The following is a 10,032-nucleotide window of genomic DNA, read 5'->3' on the forward strand; positions in this document are numbered from 1 at the left end:
ACGTGTGGAGGCGGGGCCTGCCCGGGCTTCGGCGCCCCTCCCCATCCCCTCGACGACGACCGCTGCACGTCGCGATATCTTCTATGCGGAATCCGGCCATCTCGCCGCCATTTTCCGTTTACGCACGAACCCTGGCATCGACGCAGGGTTGCCGCTCGCTGACAAAGGGGAATGACAGACCCGTGACCCTGCCCGGCCACCGCACCCTGTCCGCGGCCGCCCTGGTCGGCGTACTGGCACTGACCAGCGCCTGCGGAAGCGACGACGCACTCCGAGCGGGCCAGGAGCCGCCCGCCGTCCCCGAGGAGATCGCCTGCTTCGGCGGCAGCCTTTCGGCAGCGGGCTCCAGCGCCCAGGAGAACGCCATGTACACCTGGGTGGCCGGCTACCAACTGGCCTGTGAGGACTCGCTCATCCTCTACGACTCGGTGGGATCGGGCGCCGGCCGCAGCCAGTTCCTCGAAGCCGCGGTGGACTTCGCCGGCTCCGACGCGGCACTGGACGAGCAGGAGCACAAGCGGGCGCGCCGACGCTGCAGCGACGGCTCCCCCGCGATCAACATCCCCGGCTACGTCGTGCCCATCGCCGTGATCTTCGACGTGGAGGGCGTCGACTCGCTGAACCTGCCGCCCGAAACCCTCGCCCGGGTCTTCAACCAGGACATCACGCGCTGGAACGACCCCGAGATCGCCGAGCACAACCCCGACACCGACCTGCCCGACCTGCGCATCACCCCGGTCACGCGCGCCGACGACTCCGGCACCACCGAGAACTTCACCGGCTACCTCGATGCGGCGGCAGGCGGCGCCTGGCCGCACGACCCCGGCGGCACCTGGCCGATCGAGCCGGTCGAGGCCGCCCAGGGCAACAGCGGCATCGCCGAGGCGGTCGAAGGCGGCGGGGGCACGATCGGCTATGTCGAGGCCTCGCACACCGCGGACATGTCGACCGTGTCCGTCGGCGTGGGCGGGGAGTTCGTGGACCCCTCCCCGGAGTCGGCGTCGCGCGTGGTCGCAACCTCCCCCGAGCGCGAGGGCGGGCACGAGCACGACCACGCCCTGGAGCTGGACCACGGCACCACCGAGCCCGGTACCTACCCGATCGTGCTGGTGACCTACGAGATCACCTGCCTGCGCTACGGCACCGAGCGCGAGGCCGAGCGCGTGCGCGCCTTCCTGGACTACGTGCTCAGCAAGGAGGGCCAGGAGGCCGCCTCCGCCGAGACCGGCTCGGCTCCCCTGCCTTCCGACCTGCGCCAACGGCTGCACGCGTCGGTGGCCGAGATCAGCGGCGCCGGCTGACGCAAGCCGAGGGCCCGCACCGGCGGGTCACGATTGCGCCTCCGGCCGGTTCCGGCCACGCGGCGAAGGGCGTGCGCACACCCGAAGATCACAGCGGTCCCGCTAGGATCAGCGCGTTCATCCCCCACTCATCCCCATCCCTTCGACGATTCCTGCGAGGACACCCGATGAACCGGTTGCAGACGCTGACGCAGCTCGCCGTGCGGCAGCGGATCCGCATGATGGTCAACCAGTACGAGGTCCGGGCGGTGCAGCCCGACGGCAGCGAGGGCGAGATGCTGGCCTTCGCCCAGCAGAAGCGCATGGCCTTCAAGGAGCAGGTCACGCTGTACACCGACGACAGCAAGCAGTACCCGGTCCTGGGCTTCAAGGCGCGCCAGGTCGTCGACCTGGGCGCGACCTACGACGTCACCGACCACGACGGGCAGCCGATCGGCAACTTCCGCAAGGACTTCAAGCAGTCGCTGCTGCGCTCGACCTGGCACGTGGAGCAGCCCGGCCTGTTCACCGCCACCGGCCAGGAGCGCAACCAAATGCTGGGGCTCCTGCGCCGCTTCATCGAAGCGGCCCGGATCATTCCGTACCACTTCGACTTCCAGGCGGGCCAGCACCCGATCTTCAGCGTCGACAAGCGCTTCGGGCTCCGCGACCAGTACACGGTGAACATCCAGGACCCCAACGTCGACCGCCGGCTGGTCATCGCCATGGCCGTCGCACTGGACGCGCTGCAGGCTCGCTGAGGTCCACCGAGGACGGCGCGGCCCCTTTCGGACGCCGAGGCCGAGGACTCTCCCCCTCCGTATCGCCGTCGCCGGGAACCGCCCTGCAGGATCGCGGCGGCACGCGAGAGCCGCCGCGCAGGCCCTGACCCCGCCTCGGCCCGGAGTCGCGTGCGGACCCGTGATCCCGGGCCGCACGAGCCCATCCAGCCGCATCCGCATCCTGCTGGAATCTTCTGACCTGGGCGTCTGCGGCTTACCTCGCTTAATCCACCGCGATCGGCCACACTGCTGGAAGTTGCCGGCACGGACCCGGGTTATCCCGCGCGTGTCCTGACGACCTCGAGACCCCCTTGCAGCCGGGGACCGCGTGTCCCGGGTCCCTGCCGGCAACAGCCGCCTGCGGCCCCCCGCCGAGCCGGGTCACAGCCGCACCGCCACCAGCACCCGCATCTCCGCCGCGAGGTCGCGCAGCTCCAGGGTGCGCAGGCCCGCCTGGCGCAGCAGGGCCTCGTACTCGCTCGCTGTGCGCTCCCGCCCCCGGGTCATGACCATCATGTGCACGTCGAAGGCCCGCGACAGCCACGGATGCCGGTCGTCGGGCATGACCCGCTCGACGATCAGCACGTGCGCCCGCGGATCCATCGCCGACGCGCAGTTGGCGAGAATGCGCCTGCAGGAGTCGTCGTCCCAGTTGTGCAGCACGCGGGACAGTACGTAGACGTCGGCCCCGGCGGCGACCTGCCGGAGGAAGTCGGCGTCCTCCAGCGTGCAGCGGCCCTGGGCGACGTAGGGCTCGAGCTTCGCGCGCGCCCCGGCCAGGGCCTGGGGACGCTCCTGGAGGGTGCCGCGCAGGCGGGCGTCGGTTTCGAGCAGCCCGGCGAGCCTGCTGCCGTCGCCGCCGCCGATGTCGGCCACGTGCTCGGCCCGCGAGAAGTCGTAGACCCGGGGCAGCGCGTCGGCGAAGGACCCGCCCGCCGCCATGCCGGCGTCGAACAGCGCGGCGTCGGCGGGATTCTCGGCGAGGTGGCTGTAGACGTCGCGGCCGTGGACGGCTTCGAAGGCCTGCCGACCGGTGCGCACCGTCTCGTCCAGGCCGCGCCAGGCGGCCAGGAAGAAGTCGCTGCTGTAGAGCAGCGCGAGGTCGCGCAGGGAGTCGGGGTGCTCGCTGCGCAGCGGCTCGCCCATCGGCGCCAGGCGAAAGCCCTCGCTGCGCTCCTCCACCACCTCCAGGCCCGCCAGCAGCCGCAGCAGGCGCAGGAGCGGGTCGGGGGCCAGCGACAGCTCCTCGGCGAGCTCGCCGGCCGAGGCCGGGCCGCGGCCGAGCCGGTCGACCACGCCCAACCGCACCGCCGCGGCCACGGCCTCGGCCAGCCACGGCCCCGTCAGCAGCCGCAGCAGATCACGGCCATCGGCTTCACTTCCGGCCATCCCGCTCCCTCGTCCCCTCGTCCCCGGCGGCACGCCACCACGGTAACGCCGTGTGCCCGCCGCATCACCTCGCGCCTTCAGCGGACTCCCGCAGGAGCGGGCCGAAGGCACGCGGAAATGTCGGCGGCCGGGTCTAGATTCTCCACTGTGAGCACACGTTGGACCCCCGACGACGTCTGGGCGCTCGCGCCTGACCCCTCCTCCCGCAGGGCCGCGGTCGCCACCGCCGCCCCCTCCCTGTGGAGCGCCGCGGGCCACCGCCCCGCCGGCGACTCCACCCCGCCCGTCGTGTGGGGCGAGTGCGCCGGCAGCGGCGCGGCCTCCTACCGGGTGGTGGCCGAGCTGGTTTCGCCGCCCGACTGCAGCTGCAGCTGCCCCAGCCGCAAAACGCCCTGCAAGCACGCGCTGGCACTGATGCACCTGTGGGCCGAGGGCGGCACCGAGCCCGGCGAGGCCCCCGAACGTGTGGCCCGGTGGCTGGCGCGCCGCGCCGACGCGCGCCCGGGCCCGCCCGAGCCCGCCGACCCCCGCGCCGCGGCCGACCGCCTGGAGCGGCGTGAGGAGCGCGTGGCCGAGGGCCTGGTCGAACTCGACCTCTGGCTGCGCGACCAGGTCGCCAACGGGCTGGCCGCCTCCCGCGACGACGGCTACCGCCGCCTCGACTCCATGGCCGCGCGCCTGGTCGACGCCCAGGCGGGGCGACTCGCCGACCGCGTGCGCGATCTGAGCCGCCTGGGCGCCGCCCGCGACCGGCCCGACCGCCTGCTCAGCGAGTACGCGCTGCTGCGCCTGCTCATCAGCGCCTACCGGCGCCGCGACGACCTGGCGCCCGACATGCGCGCGACCGTCACCTGCCGGGCGGGGCTTCCGGTCTCCGCCGACGAGTCGGCCCCGGTGCGCGACACCTGGCGGGTGCTGGGCATGTACGACTTCCCCGCCGGCCAGGTGCACGGCCGCCGGATCTGGCTGCACGGCACGGCGACCGGCCGCACGGCCGCGCTGGTCTCCTTCGCCCCGACCGGGCAGGCGCCCCAGACCCCGGTGCGGCCGGGCACCGCCGTCGAGGCCGACCTGGCCTTCTACCCCGCGGAGCGGCGGGCCCGGGTGGTGGCCCTGCACGCCGAGCACTCGGCCGACCCGCCCGCGGGCGCCGGCGCCGAGGAGGCGTTGCGCTCCTACGCCGACGCCCTGGCCGAGGATCCGTGGCTGGAAGCCTGGCCGGTCGTGCTACGGCACGCGGCGCCGGTGCGCGGCGACCCCTGGTCGGTGGCCGATGCCGGCGGCGCGGCGCTGCCCCTGCTGCCGGAGTGCTCGCCCTGCTGGCCGCTGGCGGCCGTGTGCGGCGGCGAACCCGCCACCGTCGCCGGCGAGTGGACGCCGCGCGGCCTGCGCCCGCTCGCCGTGTGGGACCGCCGGGCGCGATTCGCCGACCTGCACCGACCGCGAACGCGCCCCGCCGCCCGGTGACGCCGCCGCCCCCCGCCGCCGGCGCCCGAACGCGCCGCGGCCGCAGCGGAGGGGAAGCCGCCACGCTGACCTCGGATCACCCGTCTCCTGCCCACCCCGAACCCGGCTCTTGAGGACCGCCCCTTGACGACCGCTTCCACCCCTGTTCCCGGATCCCCTCCCCCCGCCGCCGGCGACTGGTCCGACCTCGTCTCGGCCGCACTGGTGGGCACCGCCCGCCGCACCGTGCCCGCTCCCTCCGGCATCCCGCATCTCGACCGCGGCGACCCGGCACGCACCCTGCTCGACCGCGCAGCACTGGCCGCCGTACGCGCCCGCGCCGGGCGCCTGCCGACCCGGTTCGAGCCGGACGATCCCGGAGGCTTCGAACCGGCACCGCCCGAGAGCGCTCCCCTGCCCCCCGAGGGGGCCGCGCGCCGGCTCGCCGACCTCCTGGACGAGGACTCCGCCCTGCTGCTGGAGTGGCTGGAGCTGGCCCGGTGCCGCGGCGTCCGCGTCCCGCCCGAGTCGCTGCCCGCCCTGCTGGACCGCTGCGCGCGCGACACCCGGCGTATGGCGCCCGCCCTGCTCGCCGTCGCCGGACGGCGCGGACTGTGGCTGGCCGGGTTCGACTCGCGCTGGGGCTACCTGCGGCTCCTGGCTGCGGCCGCCGAACTCACCGTCGAGGAGTGGCGCTCCCGTCCCGCTCAGGAGCGCCACGCGCTGCTGGAGGCCCGCGAACCCCGCCTCACCGCCGCCGACGAGCCGCTGCTGGAGGAAGCGCTGGCCGACCGCAGCGCGCGGGTGCGCGGGCTGGCCATGGGACTGGCCGCCCGGCTGCCCGAGTCCCGGCACGCACGCCGGCTGGCCCGCTGCGCCGGCCGCCACCTGCGGCGCGGCGCCGACGACCGGCCGGAGATCCGGCTTCCCGACCCGGCCGATCCGGAGCTCGCCCGTGTCCTGGGCGTCGAACCGCGCCCACGGCAGGCCGGCGGCCGCAGCCGCGAAACCCGCCTGCAGCAGCTGTGGACCCTGATCTCCCACGCCCCGCTCGACACCTGGCGCGGCCGCCTGGGTGCGACACCCGCAGACGTGGCCGCCTTCGCCGCGGCCACCGACGGCGAGCTGCTCGAAGCCCTCGCCAACGCCGCCGTCCTCCAGCGCGACAGGGAGTGGGCGCGCGCCCTGCTGCCCATCGTGCTGGAGCGGCTGACCGGCGGCCACGACGTCCGCGCCAGCCGGGGCACGGCTCTGCTCGCCCTGCTGCCGCCCGAGGAGCGGTGCTCGTGGGCGCTGGAGCGGCTGCGCGCCGACCGGCGCGAGCCCACCCCGGACACGGTGCTGCCCGTGGTCAAGCACGTCGAGTGCGCCTGGACCGGCGGGCTCGGCGAACAGGTGGCCGAGGCGCTGGCCGGCGCGGAGCGCGGGGACGCGTCGGTGGTGCAGCTGTGCGCGGCGGCGGGCCCCCGCATGCCCCCGTCGCTGCACGACCGCGTGGTCGCCGGCGTCCGCGCCCGCCGGGTCGGCGAACGCGGCCTGGAGGCGCTGGGCCGGCTCGCCGACACCCTCAGGTACCGATCCCGGATGCACAAGGAGTTCCGTTGACCGCCTCCTCCCCCACCGCCGCTCTGCGTCCCCACGCCGAGCAGAGCTTCGCCGATGAGCTCGCCGCACTGGAACGCGCCGACTCCCGCACGCGCCCGCCGGGGTGGCGGCTGTCGCCGTGGGCGGTCACGCAGTACGTCCTGGGCACCACGCTCGACGACGGCACAGAGATCACGCCCAAGTACATCGGAGCGCGCCGGGTGGTCGAGGTGGCCGTGGCCACGCTGGCCACCGACCGCGCCCTGCTCCTGCTCGGGGTTCCCGGAACCGCCAAGACGTGGCTGTCGGAGCACCTGGCGGCGGCCGTCTCCGGCGACTCCACGCTGCTGGTCCAGGGCACCGCGGGTACCGCCGAGGAGGCGGTCCGCTACGGATGGAACTACGCCCGCCTGCTGGCCGAGGGGCCCTCGCAGGCGGCGCTGGTGGCCGGCCCGGTCATGACCGCCATGGCCGAGGGCCGCCTGGCCCGCGTCGAGGAGCTCACCCGCATCCCCTCCGACGTCCAGGACGCGCTGATCACCGTGCTGTCGGAGAAGGCGCTGCCGGTTCCCGAACTGGGCACCGAGGTGCAGGCCGCGCGTGGCTTCAACGTGATCGCCACGGCCAACGACCGCGATCGCGGGGTCAACGACCTCTCCAGCGCGCTGCGGCGCCGGTTCAACACCGTCGTGCTGCCGGTTCCGGCCACCGTCGCCGACGAACTCGACATCGTCACCCGGCGGGTGGCCGACCTCGGCCGCGCCCTGGAGCTTCCCGAGGTGCCCACCAGCCTGGCCGAGATCCGCCGGGTGGTCACCGTCTTCCGGGAGCTGCGCGAGGGCGCCACGGCCGACGGCGGCGCGAAGGTCAAGTCGCCCAGCGGCACACTGAGCACCGCCGAGGCCATCTCCGTGGTCACCGGCGGAATCGCGCTGGCCGCGCACTTCGGCGACGGCACCCTGCGCCCGGCCGACGTCGCCGCGGGCATCCACGGCGCCGTCGTGCAGGACCCGGTCTCCGACGGCGTGGTATGGCGGGAGTACCTGGAGACCGTGGCGCGTGAGCGCGAGGGCTGGGACGACTTCTACCGCGCCTGCCGCGAGGTGAGCGGCTGATGGCGCGCGTGGACACCGGCCGGTTGCACGTGCTGGGGGTGCGCCACCACGGCCCCGGGTCGGCCCGCTCGGTCGGAGTCGAGCTGGAGCGGGTCCGCCCCGAGCTGGTGCTGATCGAGGGGCCGCCCGAGGCCGACGCCCTCGTCGGCCTGGTCGGCGAGCTGGCGCCGCCGGTCTCGCTGCTGGCCTATGTCCCCGATGAGCCCTCGCGCGCCGCGTTCTGGCCGTTGGCCGCGTTCTCGCCGGAGTGGGTGGCGCTGCGCTACGCCGCCCGGCACGGCGTGGAGGTGCGCTTCTGCGATCTGCCGGCGGCCCACACCCTGGCCGGGCACGGGCCGGCGGAGCCGGCGGTCCCGCAGCAGCCCGGGCGTCCTGAACCGGACGCGGAGGGCGGCGGGGACGGCGCCGGGGCGGCCGGTGCTCCGTGTCCGGGCCGTGCCGTGGCCGACCCGTTGGCAGTCCTGGCCGAGGCCGCCGGCTACGACGACCCCGAACGCTGGTGGGAGGACGCCGTCGAGGGCCGCGCGGCGGTTCCTCCGGACGCGTCCGCCTGCTCCGGCGCCGCCTCCTCGCCGTTCCCCGCCATCGCCGAGGCCATGGCCGCCGTACGCGCCGAGTCCGGTGCCCGGCCGACCGCTGCGGCGGCCACACGCGAAGCGCGCCGCGAGGCGCACATGCGCCGGGTCCTGCGCAAGGCCATGCGGTCGGTCGCCGGCCCCGTCGCCGTGGTCTGCGGCGCCTGGCACGTACCTGCGCTGCTGGAGCATCCGCGGGTGTCCGAGGACACCGCGCTGCTGCGCGGCCTGCCCAAGACCAAGGTCGCCGCCACGTGGATCCCGTGGACGCACGGCAGGCTGGCCTCCGCCTCGGGCTACGGAGCGGGGGTGCGCTCACCCGGCTGGTACCACCACCTGTTCACCGCGCCCGACCGGCCGGTGGAACGCTGGCTGGCCGAGGCCGGGCGGCGGCTGCGCGCGATGGACCAACCGGTCTCCTCGGCCCATGTCATCGAGGCGGTCCGCCTCACCGAGACGCTGGCCGCCCTGCGCGGGCGCCCGGCGGCCGGGCTGGATGAGGTCGCCGACGCCGCGGAGTCCGTACTGTGCGAGGGCGCCCGGACCCGGGCGCACCTGCTGCACCGCGAGATGGCCCTCGGTGAGCGCATGGGCGCGGTCTCCGAGCACACGCCGCAGATTCCGCTGCAGCGCGACCTCGCCGCCCAGCAGCGCCGCCTGCGTCTGCCGCCCCGGGCACAGGAGCGTGAACTGGATCTGGACCTGCGTGAGGAGACCGGGCGCCGGCGCAGCGCGCTGCTGCACCGGCTGCGGCTGCTCGGCGTCGACTGGGGCACTGCGCGCGAAGGCTCCGTGCGCGCCCGCGGCACCTTCCGCGAGAGTTGGCGCCTCCTGTGGCGACCTGAGCTGGATCTGCGGCTGATCGAGGCCGGCGTGTGGGGTACCACGGTCGAGGCGGCGGCCGCCGCACGTGCGCGCTCGTCGGCCGCCGACGCCGATCTGCCGGGGCTGACCGCCCTTGCCGAACAGTGCCTGCACGCCGACCTCGGCGGCGCGATCGGCACGGTGGTGTCTGCGCTGAGGGCCCGCGCCGCCGAGGACGCCGACATCGAGCAGCTCATGGCCGCCCTGCCGCCGCTGGCGCGGTCGGTGCGCTACGGCGACGTGCGGCGCAGCGACTCCGCGGCGCTGCAGGGGGTGGCGTCCCAGCTTCTGGCCCGGATCCGCGCGGGCCTCGCCGCCGCGGTGGCGGGGCTGGGCGACGACGCCGCGGCGGCGACGGTGGACGCGGTCGACGGCGTGCACGAGGCGGCGCTGCTGCTGGGCGGCGACGACGAGGCCGCCTGGCTGTCGGCCCTGGAGCAGGTCGCGGTGCAGGAGTCGGCGCCCGGGCGGGTGTGCGGCAGGGCCAACCGCATCCTGCACGACTCCGGCCGGCTGGACGGCACGGCGCTCGCCGCCCGGCTGTCCCGCGCCGCGTCGCGCGGCACGCCCGCGGCCCGCACAGCGCACTGGATCGAGGGGTTCCTCGCCGGCAGCGGGCTGCTGCTCGTGCACGACACCGCGCTGCTGGGCGTCGTCGACCGCTGGCTCGCGGGTCTGGGCGCCGAGGCGTTCACCGAGGCGCTGCCGCTGCTTCGGCGCACCTTCGGCGCGTTCGCCGACGCCGAGCGCCGGGCCATCGGCGACAGCGCCCGCACCCGGGGCGCGTCCGGCACGGCCGACGACGTCGGGGTCGACTCCCGACGGTGTGCCCCGGCGGTCGCGACGGCGGCGGGCCTGCTGGGACTCGCCGCCGCGGGCCCGGAACCGGGCGGGTGAGCGCGGGCGTCGCCGCTCACCCGCCCGGCGGCGGTGCGGCCGACCCGTTCAGCGCCCGTCTCCCGACCCCATACACGCGAGAGGAGGGGCGGCCGCCCGC

General features: G+C 75.5%; 7 protein-coding genes. 6 read left to right on the forward strand and 1 reads right to left on the reverse strand.

The window, feature by feature from the left end; all coding sequences use genetic code 11:
- Positions 1-182: 182 nt before the first annotated feature.
- On the forward strand, positions 183-1,301 hold the full coding sequence (pstS, locus tag LP52_RS24305) for a phosphate ABC transporter substrate-binding protein PstS (protein WP_040276737.1): 1,119 nt from the start codon (positions 183-185) through the stop codon (positions 1,299-1,301).
- A 167-nt stretch (positions 1,302-1,468) separates the two neighbouring features.
- Entirely contained in the window at positions 1,469-2,041 is a 573-nt protein-coding gene (locus LP52_RS24310; RefSeq protein ID WP_040276738.1) for an LURP-one-related/scramblase family protein, read from the forward strand.
- Between the two features lie 402 nt (positions 2,042-2,443).
- Here LP52_RS24310 and LP52_RS24315 read toward each other — a convergent pair whose 3' ends face one another.
- Complete coding sequence (locus LP52_RS24315) at positions 2,444-3,451, reverse strand: methyltransferase (RefSeq protein WP_040276739.1); 1,008 nt, start codon at positions 3,449-3,451, stop codon at positions 2,444-2,446.
- A gap of 147 nt (positions 3,452-3,598) precedes the next feature.
- On the opposite strand from LP52_RS24315, the gene LP52_RS24320 reads away from it, so the two are divergent.
- The 4 genes from LP52_RS24320 to LP52_RS24335 all read left to right on the forward strand — a co-directional run bounded on the left by LP52_RS24320 (position 3,599) and on the right by LP52_RS24335 (position 9,932).
- Complete coding sequence (locus LP52_RS24320; protein ID WP_052810228.1) at positions 3,599-4,918, forward strand: SWIM zinc finger family protein; 1,320 nt, start codon at positions 3,599-3,601, stop codon at positions 4,916-4,918.
- A gap of 123 nt (positions 4,919-5,041) precedes the next feature.
- On the forward strand, positions 5,042-6,502 hold the full coding sequence (locus tag LP52_RS24325; protein WP_052810229.1) for a DUF5691 domain-containing protein: 1,461 nt from the start codon (positions 5,042-5,044) through the stop codon (positions 6,500-6,502).
- Positions 6,499-7,596 (forward strand): ATP-binding protein, encoded by a 1,098-nt coding sequence (locus LP52_RS24330; protein WP_040276740.1) that lies wholly within the window; start codon positions 6,499-6,501, stop codon positions 7,594-7,596. Before LP52_RS24325 ends, LP52_RS24330 begins: the two co-directional genes overlap by 4 nt.
- On the forward strand, positions 7,596-9,932 hold the full coding sequence (locus tag LP52_RS24335; protein ID WP_040276741.1) for a DUF5682 family protein: 2,337 nt from the start codon (positions 7,596-7,598) through the stop codon (positions 9,930-9,932). Before LP52_RS24330 ends, LP52_RS24335 begins: the two co-directional genes overlap by 1 nt.
- The last annotated feature ends 100 nt before the right edge of the window (positions 9,933-10,032 follow it).

It is taken from the genome of Streptomonospora alba (genome assembly GCF_000826685.1).
GTDB lineage: Bacteria > Actinomycetota > Actinomycetes > Streptosporangiales > Streptosporangiaceae > Streptomonospora > Streptomonospora alba.